Below are 22,175 nucleotides of genomic sequence, written 5' to 3' on the forward strand. Positions count from 1 at the left end.
GGCTTATGGAAGTGGCTCTGCTGGTGCAGAACTGTTTCGCCTTCGGCGAGTTACTTTTAAAAAGCACTAAAAGTAACCAAAAGTGCCTGCTCTCGGTTGGGCCCTTCCTTCGTCAGGGTTCCTTCACTCCGGTCCCGCTCCGTAGGCCCGCGCCGAACGGACATCCATGTCCTGACGGCGCTCTCGCGGCATCCGTGCCGCTCGACCCACTGCGCGAGACCTGCGTTCAGCCTGCACCCAAGTCGCGATTGGCGGTGACTGGGCTTTTTGCGTTTGAAGATCAAAAGCGGATCAAGAGCTTCCTGGCTAAAGCCGGTCCTACAGGCGCCGCTGCAATTCTACTGAATGCACGCATTGCTTTTAGTGGGACTGGCTTTAGCCGGGAAGGGGCCGGCGTGAACACCGTAAATTTTAAACGCGCGTTCACTCATCAGCGGCTGCGACTGGGCGTGGAGGAAATCAGCGGGAGGGAGGATTTACAGCAATCGAACAGAACGTTCTGGGAAGCTAGGGCGTAAAGCCCTAGCGGGGTGCAGATATCACTTTTTCTTTTTTGCAGGCTTGTCGGCCTTTTCTGCCTTGTCTGATTTCTTGGCTTTCTCTGGCTTGCTATCAGCTTTCTTTGCAGCTTTCTTTGGCTCAGCTGCTTTCTTGGTGTCTTTCTTGGTGTCTTTCTTTTCGGAAGACTTCGAAAGAGCCGATGCCGCCGCTGATTTCTTTTCTGGTGAGGACTTTTTGTCTTTCAAATCCTTGCTGGCTTTCGAAGCTTCGCCTTTGGTTTTCTTGTCGTCTTTAGCCACGTTAACCACCTCTCAAAGAGTGCCGGTATTAGCACAAGGCCTGTGGGAATCTCCACACGCTGATCATTAGGCGAAGCGGCTTGAAAGCGGTTCAATCTTTTTAAGCACTGAACGCAAAAATGACATCTGCATCAGATTAGTCAGCGCCTGCACCGTCCCCTTCGAGCGGGATGACCATAATCCGGGGACAGATTCATTTACGGTGAAGCGCTGTAAATAAATCAGTCCCCTAGGCATTTTCAGCGTCTGAACGGACCCCTTCCCGGCTAAAGCCGGTCCCACTAGAAAAGCATACCGCGTCCACCTGTGGGACCGGCTTCAGCGGGAAGCCGTTGCCGTTGCCGTTGCCGTTGCCGTTGCCGTTGCCGTTGCCGTTGCTTTTAATCTTCGTACGCGAAAAGCCCAGTCACCGCCAAACGCGACTTGGGTGCAGGCTGAACGCAGGTCTTGCGGAGTGGGCCGAGCGGCATGGATGCCGCGAGAGCGCCGTCAGGGCATGGATGCCCGTTCGGCGCGGGCCCACGGAGCGAGACCGGAGTGAAGGAACCCGACGAAGTCGGGCCCAACCGAGAGCAGGCACTTTTGGTTACTTTTAGTGCTTTTTAAAAGTAACTCGCCGAAGGCGAAACAGTCTGCCCCCAGGCAGACGCTCTTGATCTTGATCTTAAGCGCGTTCAAAACAAAAACGCCCCGAATAATCGGGGCGTTTCCACAACAACACTACATCAGCTCAATGCGACACCGCACCACTGGCCCCCAGGCCCGTCTGCGAACGCACAAACTGCGGGAAGAACAACGCACGCTCACCTTCCGCCGCCTTCGACTTATCCGTAATCGAGAAAAACCAGATCCCGACAAACGCAATCGCAATCGAAAACAACGCCGGATACTCGTACGGGAAAATCGCCTTCTCGTGATGCAGAATCTGCACCCAAATCGTTGGGCCCAGAATCATCAACACCACGGCACTGATCAAGCCCATCCAGCCGCCAATCATCGCGCCGCGCGTGGTCAGGTTCTTCCAGTACATCGAAAGCAACAACACCGGGAAGTTACAGCTCGCTGCAATCGAGAACGCCAGGCCCACCATGAACGCAATGTTCTGACTCTCGAACGCGATACCCAACAGGATCGCCACGACCGCCAAGGCCACCGTGGTGTACTTCGACACACGGATCTCGTCTTTCTCGTTGGCCTTGCCTGCCTTGATCACACTGGCATACAAGTCGTGGGACACCGCCGAAGCACCGGCCAGGGTCAGACCTGCCACCACTGCCAGGATGGTCGCGAACGCCACCGCCGAGATGAAGCCCAGGAACAGACTGCCACCGACCGCATCGGCCAGGTGAACCGCCGCCATGTTATTGCCACCGAGCAGCGCGCCCGCCGCGTCCTTGAACGCCGGATTGGTGCTGACCAAGAGGATCGCGCCAAAACCGATGATGAAGGTCAGGATGTAGAAGTAGCCGATGAAACCGGTCGCGTAGAGCACCGACTTACGGGCTTCCTTCGCATCACTCACGGTGAAGAAGCGCATCAGGATGTGTGGCAGGCCCGCGGTGCCGAACATCAGCGCCAGACCCAGGGAGAACGCCGAGATCGGATCCTTCACCAGACCGCCCGGGCTCATGATCGCCTCACCTTTCGGGTGAACCTTCACAGCCTCGGAGAACAGCACGTTGAAGTCGAAGTTGACGTGCTTCATCACCATCAACGCCATGAACGACGCGCCGGAGAGCAGCATCACCGCTTTGATGATCTGTACCCATGTGGTCGCCAGCATGCCGCCGAACAGCACGTACAGGCACATCAGAATACCAACGAGCACCACCGCCACCGCATAGTCCAGGCCGAACAGCAACTGGATCAGCTTGCCGGCGCCGACCATCTGCGCGATCAGGTAGAACGCCACCACCACCAGCGAACCGCAGGCGGACAAGGTACGGATTTCCTTCTGCTTGAGGCGATAGGACGCCACGTCAGCGAAGGTGTACTTGCCCAGGTTACGCAGGCGTTCGGCGATCAGGAACAGAATGATCGGCCAGCCCACGAGAAAGCCGATGGAGTAGATCAGACCGTCGTAGCCGGAGGTGTAGACCAGCGCGGAAATCCCCAGGAAAGACGCCGCCGACATGTAGTCACCGGCAATGGCCAGACCGTTCTGGAAACCGGTGATCTTGCCGCCTGCCGAGTAATAGTCCGACGCTGTCTTGTTCTTTTTCGACGCCCAGTACGTGATGTAAAGCGTGAACCCGACGAAGACCACAAACATGATGATCGCCGACACGTTCAACGGTTGCTTCTGTACCGCACCGGTCAGCGCGTCGGCTGCCCAGAGTGTCGGTGCGAAAGCGGCAAGGCCGAAGGCCGCAAGCAAGCGCCGGATCATTGCTGCGCCTCCTTCAGGATGGCGTTGTTCAGGTCATCGAATTCACCGTTTGCGCGGCGAACGTAGATGGCGGTCAGAACGAACGCGGACACAATCAGCCCGACGCCGATCGGCATTCCCCAGGTGATGGTTGATGTGGCGCTGATTTTGGCGCCGAGAATCTGAGGCCCATACGCAATCAGAAGGATGAATGCGGCATAGAGCCCAAGCATGATTGCCGAGAGAATCCAGGCGAATCGTTCCCTTTTCGAGACCAGCTCCTTGAAGCGCGGGCTGTTCTGAATCGAGAGGTAAATGCTGTCGTTCATTGTTTTTGTCCTCGCAGCACAGATGGATGTCACGGTTTGCACTTTAGTCCGCTCTGCGATGCACTCCAGACGACCTTAGTATTAGAACGACATTAGTTGATGTTCGAAGAATTGCCTCTTTCGCCCGAGGCAGATCGAAACTTAAGGTTGCGGCAACAAAAAACCGCCTGACGATGGCTCGCCAGGCGGTTCGGTAAGACGTTAAATCTTTGTGACGGATTACTTACCGGTCCACTCTTTCACGCGATCCGGGTGCTTCGCGACCCAGTCCTTGGCCGCCGCTTCAGGCTTGGCGCCGTCCTGGATGGCGAGCATGACTTCGCCGATTTCATCCTTGTTGGCCCATTGGAATTTCTTCAGGAAATCCGCAACGTCAGGGGCCTTTTTCGCCAGATCAAGGCTACCGATGTTGTCGACGGTTTCAGCTGCACCATAAACGCCCTTCGGGTCTTCCAGGAATTTGAGCTTCCATTTCGCGAACATCCAGTGCGGTACCCAGCCGGTCACGGCAATGGATTCTTTCTTGTTCTCAGCGCGGGTCAGCTCGGCGATCATGCCGGCGCCGGAACTGGCCTGCAGCTTGTAACCGTCGAGGCCGTAATCCTTGATCGCCTGATCGGTCTTGATCATCACGCCTGAACCGGCATCGATGCCGACGATTTTCTTCTTGAAGGATTCGTCGGTCTTGAGGTCCGCCACCGAGTTGGCTTTCACGTACTCAGGCACGATCAGGCCGATCTTTGCGTCCTTGAAGTTGGGGCCGTAGTCAGTGACCTTGTCCTTGTTCTTGGTCCAGTACTCGCCGTGGGTCACGGGCAGCCAGGCAGACAGAATCATGTCCAGCTTTCCGGTCGCGACGCCCTGCCACATGATCCCGGCGGCAACGGCCTGCAGCTTCACCGGATAACCGAGTTTCTGCTTGATCACCTCGGCGGCGACGTTGGTGGTGGCAACACTGTCGGACCAGCCATCGACGTAACCGATGCTCAGCTCGGGTTTGGCGTCGGCATGGGCCAGCGTGGAACTGATGGCCAGTGCCAGCGCGGCACCGACACCCAGGATTTTTCGCATCGTCATTTTCACTTCCCCGGTAGTCCAGAGCCCGACAGCGGTCGGGCGTCGTTAACGTTCTTATAACGTCGCACTTGCGCCCTGGTTCGGGGCAAGCCACGCGTTTCACGCTTCCACCACGTGCCTGCGCAGACGCAATCGCTGCGTGGACGATTGATCATCAACCCCCATACACCTCGTGCCTTTCCTGCCAGCGACACCCAGCCACCCGGTAAACGACATCACCGCGCCATCAACGACAGACAGGTCGTAAAGAGGCTAGCGGCTCGTCCGGAAATTGCATGGTTTACGAAAGCGCTGAGAGGATGAGGTGTGTAGCGGCATCATCTTGCTAATATGCCGCCCTTCGCCCCACTTCGGCCCCATCATGTCCGCACCCTCCCGCTCGCCTGTCGTCCTTTATCTGTTCTCCTGTGTGATTGCCTTGCTTGGCCTGTGCGGCTATTGGTACTGGCTGGGCAAACCGGTGATCCTGCCGGACGCCGCCACGCCGACCCACAAACTGCAATGCGCGTCCTACACGCCGTTCGACAAAGACCAGTCCCCGTTCGACCAGCCCTTCACCCTGCGCCCCGCGCGGATGGACGCTGACCTGGCGCTGCTGGCGACGCGCTTCGACTGCGTGCGCACCTATTCAATGACCGGCATGGAGGCGATTCCCGACATCGCTCGCAAGTACGGCCTCAAGCTGATGCTCGGTGCCTGGGTCAACGGCAACCCGGTCGACACCGCCAAGGAAATCAAGGCACTGGTGACGGCCGCGAATACCCACCCGGATGTGGTGACGGCGGTGATCGTCGGTAACGAGAGCCTGTTGCGCAAGGAAGTCACCGGCGCTCAACTGGCCACGCTGATTCGTCAGGTGAAGGCGCAGGTCAAGCAGCCGGTCACTTATGCAGACGTCTGGGAATACTGGCTCCAATACCCGGAAGTCGCCCCGGCTGTGGATTTCCTGACGATCCATCTGCTGCCGTACTGGGAAGACGACCCCACCGGCATCGACAAGGCCCTGGCCCACGTCGCGCAGATCCGTGAAACGTTCGGCAAGCAATTCGCGCCCAAGGACATTCTCATCGGCGAGACCGGCTGGCCCAGCGAAGGCCGTCAGCGTGAAACCGCGCTGCCCAGCCGGGTCAACGAGGCCAGGTTCATTCGCAGTTTTGTCGCGATGGCCGAGCAACACGGCTGGCATTACAACCTGATCGAGGCGTTCGACCAGCCGTGGAAGCGCCAGTCCGAGGGCGCAGTGGGCGGTTATTGGGGGCTGTTCGATGCCGATCGCCAGGATAAAGGCGTGTTGGCCGGACCGGTGTCGAACCTGCCGTTGTGGCCATTCTGGCTGACGGTCAGTGGCGCGATCGCCGTGATGGCGCTGGCGTGGGCGGGTCGTGTCAGTCAAGCACGCAGCGCGCTGATGCTGCCGTTGCTGGCAGCGTTCGCCGGTTGCTGCATCGGCACCTGGGGTGAACTGGCCCGGGTGACCAGCCGCTTCGCCGGTGAATACCTGTGGGCAGTGGCCCTGGTGGTGCTGAATCTGCTGGTGCTCGCCCACGCAGCGCTGGCATTGTCAGCCCGCGCAGGCTGGCGCGAGCGCGTGTTCGCCTGGCTGGACGCACGGGCCGGTTGGTGGTTGTACGCCAGCGGCTTCGCAGCGGCGGTGATGATGCTGGCGATGGTTTTTGATCCGCGCTACCGCAGCTTCGCGACGGCAACGTTGTGGCTGCCGGCGCTGGTCTACCTGATCCGCCCGGCGGCGGCACCGCGCCGAGACATCGGTTTGCTGATGTTCATCGTCGGCGCCGGCATCGTGCCGCAGCTGTTTCGCGAAGGCTTGAGCAATCCCCAAGCCTGGGCGTGGGCGGCCGTGAGTGCGCTAATGGCGCTGGCACTGTGGCGCAGCGTGCGCATTGGCGCACCTGTAAACGCGCGGAGCACTGCGCAGCAGAGCACCGTTGACGCTGTGTAGCCAATGCTGTGTAACCGAGTGTGCGTTGGGACGGATACATTGTGTTACCGCCGAGGGACTGAAAGGCTCGAAGGCGGGTAACACGGAAACAAAAATCCGTTACTCAGGAGGGGTGCCAGTTGATCGGAATCTGCAAGGCCTTGATTTATAAGGTATTGCAAAAGTTGGCACGCACCCTGCTATATCTCCTGCATAACAAGAACAAAATGTGAAAACCCAATAAAAATAAGATGAATCGGCTCTGACATAACAAGAACAACGGCACAGAGACGCAGCCAACAGATTTTTTTGGAGTAGAAACGCTTTACTGAGGCTTAGGCCTCGCAGCCCGACCGAGAATAATAAAACTACCCTCAGGTAGCGGCCAGAACGGGTTGGATCACCTCTCGCAGAAGAGGAATCAAAGCAGGTCAGCGCTCAAAAAAATACGTTTGCTCTTGTATCCCGTATGGGGATCACCGAAGACGCTGTAGAGGGACCGGTTGCCAATAACAACAACAGACCGCCCTACAACAATAAGAAAGAGCACGTGCAACGATTTAAAGGGGAGCCTCGGCTCCCCTTTATGCTGTCTGGCGTTTGGCTTTTGAAGCCATGCCCGCAGTGACGTTAAGCACGTTGATCGCGCACCAGCCGCAATCCGGCAATCACCACCGCGAACACCGCCAAGCTGGCCGTATACAGCACCAGCGCCAATATCCCCAGCAGTAAGCCGACCACTGCAAGCGCTCGACCGACCTGACGCGGAATAAAGAACGCGACCAGCGCCGTGATCAGCGCGCCCCACCCGAACACACCGAAGTGAATCCACAGGCCCAGATTGGAGCGCAACTGGCACTGCCATTTCGACGACTCGTCCGCACAGATTCCTACCCACTGCACGTCCTCCATCAGGCCGTAACGCAAGCCGTAACTGACGGCGAGCCACAGCGCCAGAATCAAAAACAGCACCACCAACGGCAGACGACGGGACACGACACACTCCAGAAAATAACCAACGGCGCGCAGCATAGCCGTAGCGGCCGGAACAAAACCATCCGGGCAATAAAAAGCACGAGCGGACAGGTCAGAAGTGCCATAACCTGTATCGTCGGAGAGGGTCATGCGAGAGTCGCTTGCCGTCACGGCACTTTGGCACTACACCCGTGTCATAGCCTGCGTATTTCAACAGCACATCATTCCCAAGGGATTCAGTCATGCTTCGTTTTCTGCGCCTCGCCGCCTTATCAGGCGGCCTGTTTTTGAGTGCGTCCGTGATGGCGGTCGATATCGATCCGTCCAGCTATGGCTTCCCCTTGACCAATCCGTTCGAAGCGACCATCGCCACGACCCCACCGGATTTGCGTGCCAAGGTGCCTGAAGACGCCGACATCGATCAGGACGATTACAGCCTCACCATGCGCCCGGAGCGTGAGTTCACACTGCCGGACAACTTCTGGGCCGTGAAAAAACTGCGTTACCGCCTCGCCAAACAAGACCACCCTGCGCCGCTGATCTTCCTGATCGCCGGCACCGGCGCGCCGTATAACAGCACCCTGAATGAATACCTGAAGAAGCTTTATTACGGCGCGGGTTACAACGTCGTACAGCTTTCGTCGCCGACCAGTTATGACTTCATGAGCGCCGCCTCGCGCTTCGCCACCCCTGGCGTGACCAAGGAAGACGCCGAAGACTTGTACCGCGTCATGCAGGCCGTTCGCGCCCAACAGTCGAAACTGCAGGTCACCGAGTATTACCTGACCGGTTACAGCCTCGGCGCGCTGGATGCGGCATTCGTCAGCAAACTCGACGAAACCCGCCGCAGCTTTAACTTCAAGAAAGTGCTGCTGATCAACCCGCCGGTGAACCTCTACACCTCGATCACCAACCTCGACAAGATGGTGCAGACCGACGTTAAAGGCATCACCAACAGCACCACCTTCTATGAGCTGGTGCTGCAGAAGCTGACCCGTTACTTCCGCGAAAAAGGCTACATCGACCTGAACGATGCGCTGCTGTACGACTTCCAGCAGTCCAAGCAGCACCTGTCCAATGAACAGATGGCCATGCTGATCGGCACCTCGTTCCGTTTCTCCGCTGCCGACATCGCGTTCACCTCCGACCTGATCAACCGTCGCGGTCTGATTACTCCGCCGAAGACCCCGATCAGTGAAGGCACCAGCCTGACGCCGTTCCTCAAGCGCGCACTGCAATGCGATTTCGATTGCTACGTGACCGAGCAGGTCATCCCGATGTGGCGTGCCCGCACCGACGGCGGCAGCCTGTTGCAACTGGTTGATCAGGTCAGCCTGTACGCGCTGAAGGATTACCTGGCCAGCAGCAAGAAGATCGCGGTGATGCACAACGCCGACGACGTGATCCTCGGCCCGGGCGACCTCGGTTTCCTGCGCAAGACTTTTGGCGATCGCCTGACCGTTTACCCTTACGGCGGTCACTGCGGCAACATGAACTATCGCGTCAACAGCGACGCCATGCTGGAGTTTTTCCGTGGCTAAACGTCTATTGCTTATCGCCGCCCTCCTCTGCGCTGGCGCCGTCCACGCGGCCGACGCGCCGATCATTTCCCAGGCAGCCCCGGTCCAACGCATCGATAACCCGGACGGGTTCACCGAGCCGTTGAAGTCGCTGAAATTCAACCCGGGTCTGGATGCTCAGGAGTTCGAGCGCTCGTCGCTGAACGCGCTGAACGTCTATGACCCGCTTGAATCCTGGAACCGCCGGGTCTACCACTTCAACTATCGCTTCGATGAGTGGGTGTTCCTGCCGGTGGTCAACGGCTACAAATACATAACACCGAGCTTCGTGCGTACCGGCGTCAGCAACTTCTTCGGCAACCTGGGCGATGTGCCGAACCTGCTGAACAGCCTGCTGCAGTTCAAGGGCAAGCGTTCGATGGAAACCACCGGCCGCCTGATCGTCAATACCACGCTGGGCATTGCCGGGCTGTGGGACCCGGCCACCCTGATGGGCCTGAAGAAACAAAGCGAAGACTTCGGTCAGACCCTGGGTTTCTATGGCGTACCGGCCGGCCCGTACCTGGTGCTGCCGATCCTCGGTCCATCGAACCTGCGTGACACCGGCGGCCTGGTCTTCGACTTCACCGCTGAATCGCAGATCAACTTCCTCAACGTCGCTCAGGTCAGCGAAGACCACCCTGAACTGTACCTGCTGCGCGCCATCGACCGTCGCTACACCACCAGCTTCCGCTACGGTCAGATGGATTCGCCGTTCGAGTACGAGAAAGTCCGTTACGTGTACACCGAAGCCCGCAAGCTGCAGGTGTCCGAGTAACGTGATCTGAATACTGCTGGCACTGCTGGCAGCAAAACCTGTAGGACCGGCTTCAGCCGGGAAGAGGCCCGTCGGCACGCCATCACATTCGTGGTGTTAATGCCGGCGTCTTCCCGGCTAAAGCCAGTCCCACAAGTGCGCGGTCCGGCCGCTGGAGATCTAGCGGCCGCTAACACCTCTTCGCGAGCAAGGTGGAGCGCCACCCCGGTCACTCCCACATGGACAGTGTTTGCTGCTCGACCTTACGGCGCCCGGATGAAGAGGCTCCCCGACAGTATCCGGAACAAGCCCCAGACCCATCGCCAAACCCGATCATTCCCCCGCAAAAACGTCACCCATCCATCGCCTCAACAGGCCTACCATAGGCGCCATTCCCCTTTTGCCGGAGTGAGCCCCATGCCCCCATTTCGTAAAGTGCTGTCGATCCAGGCCGGCCAACCGACGTCCGACGGTGCTGGCGTCAAGCTGACCCGTGTGTTCGGCGGGCCCGGCATCGAAGCCTTCGACCCGTTCCTGATGCTCGACGAGTTCGGCTCCGAGAACCCCGACGAGTACATCGCCGGTTTTCCACCCCATCCCCATCGCGGCTTTGAAACCGTGACCTACATGCTCGAAGGCCGCATGCGCCATGAAGACCACATGGGCAATGTCGGCTTGCTGCAGGGTGGCGGCGTGCAGTGGATGACCGCTGCGCGCGGCGTGATTCACAGCGAAATGCCCGAGCAGGAGAAAGGCGCCATGCGCGGCTTCCAGCTGTGGCTCAACCTGCCGGCCAAATCGAAGATGGGCAACGCCGGTTACGACGACATTCAGCCCGAGCGCATTCCGCGCATCACCACGCAGGACGGCGTCGACGTCGTGGTCATCGCCGGCCAGTTCGACGACGGCCACACGTCCCAGGCAGGCGCCGTGCAGCGTCCGGACACCGAGCCGCAGTATTTCGATTTCCACATGCCTGCCGGCAGCCTCATCAGCCCGCGGGTCCCCGACGGCCATCGCGTGCTGCTGTACGCGTACGAAGGTGAAGTCGAGATCGCAGGGCAGCCACAGAAGTTGGGTACGAGCCGTCTCGCGCGATTGTCGGAAGATGGTGAGATTCAGCTGAACACCCAGGCGGGCGCCCGCGTGTTGCTGATCGCTGGCAAGCCGCTGGGCGAGCCGATCGTGCAATACGGCCCGTTCGTGATGAACAGCCGGGAAGAAATCGAACAGGCCCTGCGGGATTTTCGGGATGACAAGCTGACGGCGTGATTGCCCTCGACCCGGCCTTCAGCAGAGCAACTACTCCAGCTGCAGGAACCGCATCAACTCATCCTTCTGGGCCATCGCGTCGCGACGGCCCAGTTCGATGAGCTCGCTGCAGTAACCTGATTCAAACAACAGATAACTTAATACCCCTGCCCCGCTGGTTTTGGTCGCACCCGGGCCGCGCAGAAACGTGCGCAGCGCCGGGGGCAATTCGCGGCGATGACGGGCGGCGATTTCATCGATGGGCTGGCTGGGCGAAATCACCAGTACTTCAACCGGCGCCAGGGATTGAATGGGCGTCGAGTCTGACGACTGCGGCTTGGGCACGTCGGGCTCGGGCAGCATGCGGCTGACGATGTTCAGCCGCTCCAGCAATTCGATGTCGCTTTCGAGGCTGTCAATGAATGTGCTGTTGAGCATGTGCCCACCGATCTGCGCGAGACTCGGTTGCACGCCACGGACCGCCCGCGGCACAGACGGATTCGCGCCAGGGCCCCGGGGTTGCCGCTGACGCCCACCACCAGCACGCGGTTGGCGCCCAGGTGCAGCGCCGGACTGATCGGCGCCGACTGCCGCACCGCGCCGTCACCAAAATATTCCTGTCCCAGCTTCACCGGCGCGAACAGCAACGGAATCGCGGAACTGGCCAGCAGATGGTCAATGGTCAAGCGCGTCGGCAGGCCGATCCGGCGATGCCGCAGCCAGGAATCGATCGTGCCCTTACCCTGATAAAACGTGACCGCCTGCCCCGACTCGTAACCGAATGCGGTGATCGCCACCGCGCGCAGATGCCTGGCTTCAATGGCTTCGTCGATGCCGTCGAGGTTGAGCCGCGCGGTCAGCAGGTCCTTGAGCGGCGAACTGTTGAGCAGTGCTACCGGCACCTGCTGGCGACCGATGCCCAACAGGCTGCGACCGAAGAAACGCGCGGCCTGCCGGACGACGCCGGGCCAGTCGCTGCGCAACACTTGATGGCTGCGAAAGCCCTGCCAGAAGTCAGTGAGTTCGTGGATTGCCGTACGAAACTGCGCGGCGCCGCTGGCCAGCTTCACCGCATTGATCGCGCCGGCGGAGGTGCCGACGATGACCGGAAAAGGATTCTTGGCGCCGACAGGCAGCAGGTCAGCGATGCCGGCCAGTACGCCCACCTGATAGGCCGCGCGGGCACCGCCGCCGGACAGGATCAGCCCGGTAACCGGCTCGACGCCGGGGGCTAGCGCTGAGGCGTGGCGCACCGCGTGTTGTTCTGTGGTGCTTGTCGTCATGGGGATTGAGCTCTTGGTTTCAGCCACGCTTCTTGTACAGCTTCGGCTCACCCGGCGGCCGGCTCTTGAAACGCCGGTGCGCCCACAGGTATTGCTCGGGGCATTCGGTGACGGCGCGCTCGACCCATTGATTGATGCGAATGCAATCCGCCTCGTCGCTCTCCCCGGGAAATCGCTCAGGGGCGGATGGATCACCAGCTTGTAACCACTGCCATCGGCCAGGCGCTCCTGAGTAAACGGCACCACCAGCGCGTGGCCGAGCTTGGCGAATTTACTGGTGGCCGGCACGGTGGCGGCCTGAATGCCGAACAGCGGCACGAAGATGCTTTGCTTGGCGCCGTAGTCCTGATCTGGCGCGTACCAGATGGCCCGGCCCTTGCGCAGTTGCTTGATCATGCCGCGCACGTCTTCGCGCTCGACGGCGATGGAATCCATGTTGTGGCGCTCGCGGCCGCGACGCTGCACGTAATCGAACAGCGCGTTCTTGTGCTCGCGGTACATGCCGTCGATGGTGTGCTGCTGCCCCAGCAGCGCTGCGCCGATTTCCAGCGTCGTGAAGTGCAGCGCCATGAGGATCACGCCATGGCCGTCCAGCTGCGCCTGCTTTAAATGATGCAGGCCTTCGACGTGCGCCAGCCGCGCGAGACGGGGCTTGCTCCACCACCAGCTCATGGCCATCTCGAAAAAAGCGATGCCGGTGGAGGCGAAGTTTTTCTTGAGCAGGCGTTTGCGCTCGGCCTTTGAATACTGTGGGAAACACAGTTCGAGGTTACGCGCGGCGATCACCCGTCGATCGGTCGCCTGGTAATACATGACCCAGCCCAACGCACGGCCAATCACCAGCAACACGCGAAACGGCAACTGCACGATCAGCCAGAGCAAGCCCAGCCCCAGCCACAGCAGCCAGAAGCGGGGATGAAGAAAGTGAGCTCGAAAACGCGGGCGATCCATTACAGCTTCCGTCAGGACAAAGGCGGGCATTCTACATCGGTTCGCGCGGATCGTGCCGCCGTCGGTTGCGCCTCCCTTGCGGCTGGCGGGCGTTATCGTTATAAGTCTCGGCACTTTTAGCGACAAGCCGCTGTATGCCGACATGAGCCAAATCGAATTGCAAGACAAGGAACCCGTGTTCCAGCTAAAGGGCAGCATGCTGGCCATCACTGTGCTGGAACTGGCCCGCAACAACCTCGAAGCGCTGGATCGTCAACTGGCGGCAAAAGTCGCCCAGGCGCCGAACTTCTTCAGCAATACACCGCTGGTGCTGGCGCTCGACAAGTTGCCGCCGGATGAAGGCGCGATCGATCTGCCGGCAATGATGCGCATCTGCCGCCAGCATGGGTTGCGCACCCTGGCCATTCGCGCCAACCGGATTGAAGACATCGCCGCCGCCATTTCCATCGACCTGCCGGTGCTGCCGCCGTCGGGTGCGCGCGAGCGACCGCTCGATCCGACGGAAGGCGAAATCAAAAAGAAGCCGGAAATCATTGAAAAGCCGCCCGAGCCGCTGATTAAGCCGACCAAGATCATCACCGCCCCCGTGCGCGGTGGTCAGCAGATCTACGCCCAGGGCTCGGATCTGGTGGTGATTTCCTCGGTCAGCCCCGGCGCCGAACTGCTCGCCGACGGCAACATTCACGTATACGGCCCGATGCGCGGCCGCGCGCTGGCGGGGATCAAAGGCGATACCAAGGCACGGATTTTCTGCCAGCAGATGGTCGCCGAACTGATCTCCATCGCCGGCCAGTACAAGGTGTCCGAAGACCTGCGCCGGGATCCGCTGTGGGGCGCCGGTGTGCAGATCAGTCTGTCCGGCGACGTGTTGAACATCACCCGTCTTTAACGGATACTGCGCCATTTTTAAGCCACTCTGATTCGTCGCGAAAACGACGCGAAGGCACCGAGACGTTCGGGCTATTTTTTGTTCTCCCGAACAGGAATTCCGTCACGGGTTCCGATCACCGCCCTCGCCCGCTTTGGTTGCGCCGTCATGAGGGGCTCTTCAGGGACTCAACGTCCTTTTCCTCTAGGGGTGATACACCTTGGCCAAGATTCTCGTGGTTACATCCGGCAAGGGTGGTGTGGGCAAGACCACCACCAGCGCCGCCATCGGTACCGGTCTCGCACTGCGCGGCCACAAGACAGTAATCGTCGACTTCGACGTCGGCCTGCGTAACCTCGACCTGATCATGGGTTGCGAGCGTCGCGTCGTTTATGACTTCGTCAACGTAGTGAACGGCGAAGCCAACCTGCAGCAAGCGCTGATCAAGGACAAGAAGATCGAAGGTCTTTACGTCCTCGCCGCCAGCCAGACCCGTGACAAAGACGCGCTGACCAAGGAAGGCGTTGAGAAAGTCCTGATGGAACTCAAGGAAACCTTCGAGTACGTGGTCTGCGACTCCCCTGCCGGTATCGAAACGGGCGCTCACCTTGCGATGTATTTCGCCGACGAAGCCATCGTCGTGACCAACCCGGAAGTGTCCTCGGTTCGTGACTCGGACCGCATGCTGGGCCTGCTGGCCAGCAAGTCCCGTCGCGCCGAGCGTGGTGAAGACCCGATCAAGGAGCACTTGCTTCTTACCCGTTACAACCCTGAGCGCGTGAGCAAGGGCGAGATGCTGGGCGTTGAAGACGTCAAAGAAATCCTCGCGGTGACCCTGCTGGGCGTGATTCCAGAGTCCCAGGCCGTACTCAAGGCGTCCAACCAGGGCGTGCCGGTCATCCTTGATGATCAGAGCGACGCTGGCCAGGCGTACAGCGATGCCGTTGACCGTCTGTTGGGCAAGGACCGTGAGCACCGCTTCCTGGACGTACAGAAAAAGGATTTTTCGAACGCCTGTTCGGGGGTAACTGATGAGCATTTTTGACTTCTTTCGTGCCAACAAAAAGCCCAGCACCGCGTCGGTAGCGAAAGAGCGTCTACAGATCATCGTGGCGCATGAACGCGGCCAACGCAGCACCCCGGATTACCTGCCCGCCTTGCAGAAGGAGCTGGTCGAGGTGATCCGCAAGTACGTCAATATCGGTAACGATGACGTGCATGTCGCCCTTGAAAACGACGGCAGCTGCTCGATTCTGGAACTGAATATCACCCTGCCTGATCGTTGATCGACAAGGCAGTCGCCACGGCGGCCCGGTTGCCTGAAGCCCTTTGCGGGATCAGGCAAGCGCGCCGCCGTTGGCGTTCCTGAATACCTGTTTTCTGCGCCGCGATGGCTGTTTCGATCGTGCGGCGCCTGTTTGAGTGATGAGGCTTTCAATGCCGCTGTCCAACGTTCATATCCTCCATCAGGACGACGCTGTCCTGGTGGTGAACAAACCTACCCTGCTGCTTTCGGTCCCCGGTCGCGCTGACGATAACAAGGACTGCCTGATTACCCGCCTGCAGGAAAACGGCTACCCCGAGGCGAGAATCGTCCACCGGCTGGACTGGGAAACGTCCGGGATCATTTTGCTGGCACGTGACGCGGACACCCACCGTGAGCTGTCCCGGCAGTTTCATGACCGCGAGACGGAGAAGGCCTACACGGCACTGGCCTGGGGTCAGCCGGCGCTGGACAGTGGCAGTATCGATTTGCCGTTGCGCTACGATCCGCCGACCAAGCCGCGTCATGTGGTGGATCATGAGTTGGGCAAGCATGCGTTGACGTTCTGGAAGGTGCTGGAGCGGTATGGCACCCACTGTCGGGTCGAGCTGACGCCGATTACGGGGCGGTCGCATCAATTGCGGGTGCATATGTTGTCGATCGGGCATCCGTTGCTGGGCGATGGTTTGTATGCGCATCCGGAGGCGCTGGCGGCGTATCCGCGGCTGTGTCTGCATGCGAGCATGCTGGCGTTTACCCATCCGGGGACGGGTGAGCGGGTTCGGTTTGAGTGCCCGGCGCCGTTTTGATCGTTCTTGTGGCTCTGCCTAACGGCAGAGCGTTTCGCCTTCGGCGAGTTACTTGGAAAAGCACCCCAAGTAACCAAGGGTGCCTGCTCTCGGTTTGGCCCGACTTCGTCGGGTTCCCTCACTCCGACGATGCTCCGTGGGCCCGCGCCGAACGGACATCCATGTCCTGACGGCGCTCTCGCCGCATCCCTGCGGCTCGACCCACTCCGCATCGCCTGCGCTCGGCCTGCACCAAAGTCGCGTTTTGCGGTGTCTGGACTTTTTGTGTAGGAAGATCAAAAGCACAGCAACAGCAACAGCAACAGCATTCGCGAGCAAGCTCGCTCCCACAGGGAAAGGGGCGGTCTGCAAAACTACCAGCGCACATACTGGCCCCTTCCCGGCTAAAGCCGGTCCTACCAAGAAATCGCATGCATCCAGTGGGATTGGCCTCGACTGTGCGATTGGCCTCGACTGTAGGACCGGCTTCAGCCGGGAAGCTGTTGATCTTACGATCGAGCCCACGCTCTGCGTGGGTATGCATCCGAGGACGCTCCGCGTCCATTCCCGGCTAAAGCCGGCCCCACTAAAAAGCACACTGCGTACCCCCGTAGATACTCTGTTCCCGATCAAGCTTTTTGCAGATGTTTTTCGCTGAAAAGCTTGGCCGTATTGAAGTCTTCGCCGCTGCGCATGCAAGCCCACAAACCTGTCAGGTATTTACGCATCACTGCGCAGATCGCTTGCATCTTACGTTTGCCTCGGCCCACCAGAGCCTCGTAAAAACCCTTCACATAGGGGTCGCAACGGATCGCGGTCAGCGATGGCATGTACATTGAACAGCGTAAGTAAGCGTTGCCGCATTTGCTGAGCCTGCCAGGCTTGTCGATGCTCGTTCCAGACTGAGTCAATCGCACATCCAGACCTGCGTGGCGGCTTACCTGGCCTGACTTCAAGGTCGTTGGCAGGGTCGCCATTTCAGCAAGCGCGGCCAGCGTGGAGACTTCGCCCATGCCGGGGGCCGCCAGCATATTATCGAACTGACCTTGCAGCACAGGACAGCTGGCAACCAGATCCAGTCCAGCCTTTCTGAAGCGTTCAATACGCTTGTCAAAGGCTGCGATGGCCTCTTCTTCGTCTTCGATCAGCAGTGCCGAAGACGTGTCAGTCGCTTTAAGCGCGTGCAACTCATTTTTCGCCTGGGTACGGTGGTCGACCAGACGATTGATGTGCCGGCCGATAGCCCGCAGCTCAAGCTGGGCGGAAGTTGGCGGAGTCCACAAGCGAGGCGTCATACACTCGCCATATTCGGCAAGCAACTGGGCATCGATTGCATCCGTCTTGCTGTGCTGAAGATTCAGCCTGGCAAAATTACGAGAGCTTTTCGGGTTAATCACCGAGACCGGCAAACCCGCTGCACTCAGCTCTATCGCCAGATCCAGGTAGTAAATGCCGGTGGCTTCCATGACAACACTGAGCGGTTTGAGGGCCAGGAGTTTCTTGACGGCAGCCTTGCAGCCTTTAGGTGTTTGAGCAATTTCCCACGCGCCGGCTGATCGACCCTCATCGCGCCATCCCATAGCCGTCGTGCGTGAACCAACATCAAGACCGACGTGAATAGCCATGGCTTTCATCTCCAGAAAAACTGGGTAATGATGGCTCTGGTTCCCCTGACCTCGAACTTCATGCCGCTGCAACCTTGTAATGCGAAGTCCGACTTGTCGGCTTCTCGATACTCTACGTGGTGGGCAATGAGGCGGGGGGACCTCTCTACGGACAAGGTCAGGATTAACGTCTGCCTTAGGGACCGATCGGTCTCCCCCAGAACACATCTTTTTGGTTATGCATCCAGAAGACTAGCGAGTCTGAGCGGGTGTGGGAGAAACATACAAGGACCGGCTTCAGCCGGGAAGCCTTTGATCTGCTTTTGATCTTCGAACACACAAAGTCCAGGCACCGCCAAACGCGACTTGGGTGCAGGCTGAACGCAGGTTTCGCGCAGTGGGCCGAGCCGCATGGATGCGGCGAGAGCGCCGTCAGGACATGGATGTCCGTTCGGCGCGGGCCCACGGAGCGAGACCGGAGTGAGGGTACTCCGACGAAGGAGGAGCCCAACCAGGAGCAAGCACCCTTGGTTACTTGGGGTGCTTTTCCAAGTAACTCGCCGAAGGCGAAACAGTCTGTCCCCAGACAGACGCTCTTGATCTTAAGGATCTTGATCTTGATCTCGATCAAAACACCTTTTGGCCTGTAAACTCCCGCCCATTGCTGCCTGGAGTAACCTATGCGCGAAGAGTTGAATCAGGGCCTTATCGATTTCCTGAAGGCCTCCCCCACCCCCTTTCATGCCACCGCCAGCCTCGTCCAACGCCTCGAAGGCGCCGGCTACCAGCGCCTCGACGAACGCGAGCCCTGGTACACCGAAGCCGGCGGCCGCTACTACGTCACCCGCAACGACTCCTCCATCGTCGCCTTCAAACTCGGTCGCCTGTCGCCCCTCACCGGCGGCATCCGCCTGGTGGGTGCCCACACCGACAGCCCGTGCCTGCGTGTCAAACCACAACCCGAACTGCAACGTCAGGGCTTCTGGCAACTGGGCGTCGAAGTCTACGGCGGCGCCCTGCTCGCGCCATGGTTCGACCGCGACCTCTCCCTCGCCGGCCGCGTCACCTTCCGCCGCGACGGCAAAGTCGAAAGCCAGCTGATCGACTTCAAGCTGCCGATCGCGATCATCCCCAACCTCGCGATCCACCTCAATCGCACTGCCAACGAAGGCTGGGCAATCAACCCGCAGACCGAACTGCCACCGATCCTGGCCCAGGTCGCCGGTGACGAACGCCCCGACTTCCGCGCCCTGCTGACTGATCAACTGGCTCGCGAACACGGCCTGAACGCTGACGTCGTCCTCGATTACGAACTTAGCTTCTACGACACCCAAAGCGCGGCCGTCATCGGCCTCAACGGTGACTTCATCGCCGGCGCCCGCCTGGACAACCTGCTGTCCTGCTTCGCCGGGCTGCAAGCGCTGCTCAATGCCGACGGCGACGAAACCTGCCTGCTGATCTGCACCGACCATGAAGAAGTCGGCTCGACGTCCGCGTGCGGTGCCGACGGCCCGATGCTCGAGCAAGTGCTGCAACGCCTGCTGCCGGAAGGCGACGACTACGTGCGCACGATTCAGAAGTCCCTGCTGATCTCCGCTGACAATTCCCACGGCATACACCCCAACTACGCTGAGAAGCACGACGCCAACCACGGCCCGAAACTCAACGCCGGCCCGGTGATCAAGGTCAACAGCAACCAGCGCTACGCCACCAACAGCGAAACCGCCGGTTTCTTCCGTCACCTGTGCATGGCCGAAGAAGTCCCGGTGCAAAGCTTCGTCGTGCGCAGCGACATGGCCTGCGGCTCGACCATCGGCCCGATCACGGCGGGCCACCTCGGCGTACGGACCGTCGACATCGGCCTGCCGACCTTCGCCATGCACTCGATCCGCGAACTGGCGGGCAGTCAGGATCTGGCGCATCTGGTGAAGGTGCTGTCGGCGTTCTACGCGAGTGCCGAGTTGCCTTGATCTCAAGCCACTGGTGAAAGCAGGCCGATCCATGTCCTTCACGGGTCATGGAAACGGCCTGCACATCGCGCTGTCCCGGACTTCAAAATTCCCCCTCGCCACACCCCCCATCCCCTCGTAAACTCATCCGCCTCTGCTTGACCCTGCACGGCCCCCATACCGCGCTACTTCAAGCGCCTGTCTATTCGAGGTTTGTTTCCAGGTGATCGCTCCCACCCGCCTTTCCCTTCTGCCCCGCCTCTTCCTGCTTTGCCTGCTGGCGCTGTTCCCGTTTGCGTTGACCCACGCCGCTGGCCTGCCAAGTCTGCTGAGTGGCGGTGACAAGACGCAGCCTCAGGCCCAGGAACCGTTGGGGCAGTCGCTGGACGAGGTCATTACGTCGCTGGAAAACGATCAACAGCGCAGCAAGTTGCTCGATGACCTGAAAAAACTGCGGGACGCCACCAAAAAAGCGCAGCCGACGGTGGAGCAAGGCGTGCTGGGCCTGATCGGCAGCTCCCTTGCCGGGCTGGAAAAACAGTTCACCGGCGCAGACAGCCCGCTCAGCCGCTGGGCGGACGAGGCAGGTATGGCGGAGGATGAGCTGGTGGCGCTGATGCTGCCGGCCAACCAGTGGTGGCCGATCATCTGGGGCTTTGCCGTGGTCCTGGCGATCTGGGGGCTGCTGGCGGCAGCGCTGATCTGGCTGGGCCACAAGGTCCGTTTGCGCTTCGGCCTGTCTGCCGAGCTTCCGCAGCACCCGCGCCTGTCGGACATGCTGCGTTTCGCGTTGCGCAAGTTGGGCCCGTGGCTGGTGGCGCTGGTGATCACGATCTACCTGAGTTACTCGCTGCCGCCGTCCCTAGGCCGGGATCTGGCGATGGTGCTCGCCTACGCGCTGGTGGTCGGCACGCTGTTCTCGGCGGTGTGCGTCATCGCGTTTTCTCTGCTGGACGGCCCGCACCGGCACCAGGCGCTTTACATTCTGCGGCATCAGGCATTTCGGCCGCTGTGGTGGATTGGCAGCTTCGCCGCGTTCGGCGAGGCGTTGAGCGACCCGCGTCTGGTCGCCAGCCTCGGCGTGCACCTGGCGCACACCGCCGCGACCCTGGCCAATGTCATGGCCGCGCTGTCCACCGGGCTGTTTATCATCCGCTTCCGTCGCCCGATCGCGCACCTGATCCGCAATCAGGCGCTTGAGCGTCGCCTCAAACGCCGCGCCCTGAGTGACAGCATCGAGGTGCTCGGCACGTTCTGGTACCTGCCAGCGCTGGTGCTGGTGGGCGTTTCCCTGTTCGCCACGTTTTTCTCTGCGGGCGACACCAGCACCGCATTGCGTCAGGCCCTGATCTGCACCGTGCTGCTGGTGATGTGCATGGTGATCAACGGCCTGGTACGGCGTCATTCGCTCAAGCCAAGCCACGCTCACAAGCGCCACGCGCTGTATTCGGACCGCCTGAAGAACTTCTTCTATACGGTCGCGCATTTGCTCATCTGGCTGGTGTTCATCGAACTGGGCCTGCGCGTATGGGGTCTGTCGCTTATTCGATTCGCCGAGGGCGACGGCCACGACATCAGCGTCAGGCTCATCGGCCTGGCGGCCACGCTGATGTTCGCCTGGCTGATCTGGATTCTCGCGGACACAGCCATTCACCACGCCCTCACCCGCTCGCGCAAAGGCTTGGCGAATACCCGCGCGCAAACCATGATGCCGCTGATCCGCAACGTGCTGTTCGTGACCATTTTCATCATCGCGCTGATTGTCGCCCTGGCGAACATGGGCATGAACGTGACGCCACTGTTGGCCGGTGCGGGTGTGATCGGTCTGGCCATCGGTTTCGGCGCGCAGTCGCTGGTGGCGGATTTGATCACCGGGCTGTTCATCATCATCGAAGACTCGCTGGCCATCGACGATTACGTGGACGTCGGCGGTCACCTGGGCACTGTGGAAGGGCTGACGATCCGCACCGTGCGCCTGCGCGACATCGACGGCATCGTCCACACCATCCCGTTCAGCGAGATCAAGAGCATCCAGAACTACTCGCGGGAGTTCGGGTACGCGATTTTCCGCATCGCGATTCCGGCGAGCATGAACATCGACGACGCCCTGAAGATGATCCGCGACGTCGGCCAGAAGATGCGCACCGACCCGCTGCAACGACGCAACATCTGGTCGCCGCTGGAGATTCAGGGGGTAGAGAGTTTCGACTCGGGCAACGCCATTCTGCGCGCACGCTTCAAGACCGCGCCGATCAAGCAGTGGGAAGTGTCGCGGGCGTTCAACCTGTCGCTCAAGCGTTATCTGGATGAGGCCGGCATGGACTTGGCGACGCCGCGCCTGAACGTGCAGGTCAGCACCAGTGGCGGGCGTGTGAACAAGGTGCGTGAGAAGAAAGACGATGCCTCGGTGTAA

General features: G+C 60.1%; 17 protein-coding genes and 2 pseudogenes. 11 read left to right on the forward strand and 8 right to left on the reverse strand.

Annotation, left to right across the window (positions count from 1 at the left end):
- Nucleotides 1-194: 194 nt before the first annotated feature.
- The gene (locus tag JN403_RS23100) at nucleotides 195-518 is read left to right on the forward strand and encodes a hypothetical protein (RefSeq protein ID WP_205484470.1); all 324 of its coding nucleotides are present in this window, start codon (nucleotides 195-197) and stop codon (nucleotides 516-518) included.
- A 21-nt stretch (nucleotides 519-539) separates the two neighbouring features.
- Here JN403_RS23100 and JN403_RS23105 read toward each other — a convergent pair whose 3' ends face one another.
- From JN403_RS23105 to JN403_RS23120, 4 genes are all read right to left on the reverse strand, one after another.
- The gene (locus JN403_RS23105) at nucleotides 540-809 is read right to left on the reverse strand and encodes a hypothetical protein (protein WP_172611174.1); all 270 of its coding nucleotides are present in this window, start codon (nucleotides 807-809) and stop codon (nucleotides 540-542) included.
- A gap of 721 nt (nucleotides 810-1,530) precedes the next feature.
- A complete protein-coding gene (locus JN403_RS23110) occupies nucleotides 1,531-3,189 on the reverse strand; it encodes a cation acetate symporter (RefSeq protein WP_122537503.1) in 1,659 nt (552 codons plus the stop codon).
- Nucleotides 3,186-3,497, reverse strand: coding sequence for a DUF485 domain-containing protein (locus JN403_RS23115; RefSeq protein ID WP_074890233.1), 312 nt, complete (start codon nucleotides 3,495-3,497; stop codon nucleotides 3,186-3,188). The genes JN403_RS23110 and JN403_RS23115 overlap by 4 nt, the downstream gene beginning before the upstream one ends.
- A gap of 219 nt (nucleotides 3,498-3,716) precedes the next feature.
- A complete protein-coding gene (locus JN403_RS23120; protein ID WP_122537502.1) occupies nucleotides 3,717-4,574 on the reverse strand; it encodes a glycine betaine ABC transporter substrate-binding protein in 858 nt (285 codons plus the stop codon).
- A gap of 361 nt (nucleotides 4,575-4,935) precedes the next feature.
- Here JN403_RS23120 and JN403_RS23125 point away from each other — a divergent pair, with 361 nt between their 5' ends.
- The gene (locus JN403_RS23125; RefSeq protein WP_205484472.1) at nucleotides 4,936-6,534 is read left to right on the forward strand and encodes a glycosyl hydrolase family 17 protein; all 1,599 of its coding nucleotides are present in this window, start codon (nucleotides 4,936-4,938) and stop codon (nucleotides 6,532-6,534) included.
- Between the two features lie 609 nt (nucleotides 6,535-7,143).
- On the opposite strand, the gene JN403_RS23130 is transcribed toward JN403_RS23125, so the two are convergent.
- On the reverse strand, nucleotides 7,144-7,509 hold the full coding sequence (locus tag JN403_RS23130; protein WP_122537817.1) for a hypothetical protein: 366 nt from the start codon (nucleotides 7,507-7,509) through the stop codon (nucleotides 7,144-7,146).
- A 221-nt stretch (nucleotides 7,510-7,730) separates the two neighbouring features.
- Between JN403_RS23130 and JN403_RS23135 the strand changes: the two genes are divergently transcribed.
- From JN403_RS23135 to JN403_RS23145, 3 genes are all read left to right on the forward strand, one after another.
- Nucleotides 7,731-9,029, forward strand: coding sequence for a serine/threonine protein kinase (locus tag JN403_RS23135; protein ID WP_065986875.1), 1,299 nt, complete (start codon nucleotides 7,731-7,733; stop codon nucleotides 9,027-9,029).
- Complete coding sequence (locus tag JN403_RS23140) at nucleotides 9,022-9,825, forward strand: VacJ family lipoprotein (RefSeq protein ID WP_205484474.1); 804 nt, start codon at nucleotides 9,022-9,024, stop codon at nucleotides 9,823-9,825. Before JN403_RS23135 ends, JN403_RS23140 begins: the two co-directional genes overlap by 8 nt.
- 396 nt (nucleotides 9,826-10,221) lie before the next feature.
- Nucleotides 10,222-11,076 carry a pirin family protein gene (locus tag JN403_RS23145; RefSeq protein WP_205484476.1) on the forward strand — a complete coding sequence of 285 codons (855 nt, stop codon included), beginning with the start codon at nucleotides 10,222-10,224 and terminating at the stop codon, nucleotides 11,074-11,076.
- Between the two features lie 30 nt (nucleotides 11,077-11,106).
- Here the strand turns inward: JN403_RS23145 and JN403_RS23150 are convergent.
- Together JN403_RS23150 and JN403_RS23155 are read right to left on the reverse strand one after the other, a co-directional pair.
- A pseudogene (locus tag JN403_RS23150) lies at nucleotides 11,107-12,338 on the reverse strand (patatin-like phospholipase family protein).
- Between the two features lie 19 nt (nucleotides 12,339-12,357).
- Nucleotides 12,358-13,289, reverse strand: a pseudogene (locus JN403_RS23155) (lipid A biosynthesis lauroyl acyltransferase).
- 142 nt (nucleotides 13,290-13,431) lie between these two features.
- Between JN403_RS23155 and minC the strand changes: the two are divergent.
- From minC to JN403_RS23175, 4 genes are all read left to right on the forward strand, one after another.
- A complete protein-coding gene (gene minC / locus JN403_RS23160) occupies nucleotides 13,432-14,178 on the forward strand; it encodes a septum site-determining protein MinC (RefSeq protein ID WP_122537815.1) in 747 nt (248 codons plus the stop codon).
- 199 nt (nucleotides 14,179-14,377) lie between these two features.
- A complete protein-coding gene (gene minD / locus JN403_RS23165) occupies nucleotides 14,378-15,202 on the forward strand; it encodes a septum site-determining protein MinD (protein ID WP_205484478.1) in 825 nt (274 codons plus the stop codon).
- On the forward strand, nucleotides 15,189-15,443 hold the full coding sequence (minE, locus tag JN403_RS23170; RefSeq protein WP_037013831.1) for a cell division topological specificity factor MinE: 255 nt from the start codon (nucleotides 15,189-15,191) through the stop codon (nucleotides 15,441-15,443). Before minD ends, minE begins: the two co-directional genes overlap by 14 nt.
- 151 nt (nucleotides 15,444-15,594) lie before the next feature.
- A complete protein-coding gene (locus JN403_RS23175) occupies nucleotides 15,595-16,230 on the forward strand; it encodes an RluA family pseudouridine synthase (protein ID WP_205484480.1) in 636 nt (211 codons plus the stop codon).
- A gap of 608 nt (nucleotides 16,231-16,838) precedes the next feature.
- On the opposite strand, the gene JN403_RS23180 is transcribed toward JN403_RS23175, so the two are convergent.
- A complete protein-coding gene (locus JN403_RS23180) occupies nucleotides 16,839-17,834 on the reverse strand; it encodes an IS110 family transposase (protein ID WP_205484482.1) in 996 nt (331 codons plus the stop codon).
- A 659-nt stretch (nucleotides 17,835-18,493) separates the two neighbouring features.
- On the opposite strand from JN403_RS23180, the gene JN403_RS23185 reads away from it, so the two are divergent.
- Nucleotides 18,494-19,783, forward strand: coding sequence for a M18 family aminopeptidase (locus JN403_RS23185; RefSeq protein WP_074890571.1), 1,290 nt, complete (start codon nucleotides 18,494-18,496; stop codon nucleotides 19,781-19,783).
- A 202-nt stretch (nucleotides 19,784-19,985) separates the two neighbouring features.
- The gene (locus tag JN403_RS23190; protein WP_240356748.1) at nucleotides 19,986-22,175 is read left to right on the forward strand and encodes a mechanosensitive ion channel family protein; all 2,190 of its coding nucleotides are present in this window, start codon (nucleotides 19,986-19,988) and stop codon (nucleotides 22,173-22,175) included.

This window comes from Pseudomonas sp. 15A4, assembly GCF_016925575.1.
Classification (GTDB): domain Bacteria; phylum Pseudomonadota; class Gammaproteobacteria; order Pseudomonadales; family Pseudomonadaceae; genus Aquipseudomonas.

Bases quoted from the DNA above. Each gene is read 5' to 3' on its own strand.
- minC (WP_122537815.1), top strand. From the start codon at position 13,432: ATGAGCCAAATCGAATTGCAAGACAAGGAACCCGTGTTCCAGCTAAAG.
- minE (WP_037013831.1), top strand. From the start codon at position 15,189: ATGAGCATTTTTGACTTCTTTCGTGCCAACAAAAAGCCCAGCACCGCG.
- JN403_RS23145 (WP_205484476.1), top strand. From the start codon at position 10,222: ATGCCCCCATTTCGTAAAGTGCTGTCGATCCAGGCCGGCCAACCGACG.
- JN403_RS23135 (WP_065986875.1), top strand. From the start codon at position 7,731: ATGCTTCGTTTTCTGCGCCTCGCCGCCTTATCAGGCGGCCTGTTTTTG.
- JN403_RS23115 (WP_074890233.1), bottom strand. From the start codon at position 3,497: ATGAACGACAGCATTTACCTCTCGATTCAGAACAGCCCGCGCTTCAAG.
- JN403_RS23125 (WP_205484472.1), top strand. From the start codon at position 4,936: ATGTCCGCACCCTCCCGCTCGCCTGTCGTCCTTTATCTGTTCTCCTGT.
- JN403_RS23185 (WP_074890571.1), top strand. From the start codon at position 18,494: ATGCGCGAAGAGTTGAATCAGGGCCTTATCGATTTCCTGAAGGCCTCC.
- JN403_RS23180 (WP_205484482.1), bottom strand. From the start codon at position 17,834: ATGGCTATTCACGTCGGTCTTGATGTTGGTTCACGCACGACGGCTATG.
- JN403_RS23110 (WP_122537503.1), bottom strand. From the start codon at position 3,189: ATGATCCGGCGCTTGCTTGCGGCCTTCGGCCTTGCCGCTTTCGCACCG.
- JN403_RS23175 (WP_205484480.1), top strand. From the start codon at position 15,595: ATGCCGCTGTCCAACGTTCATATCCTCCATCAGGACGACGCTGTCCTG.
- JN403_RS23120 (WP_122537502.1), bottom strand. From the start codon at position 4,574: ATGACGATGCGAAAAATCCTGGGTGTCGGTGCCGCGCTGGCACTGGCC.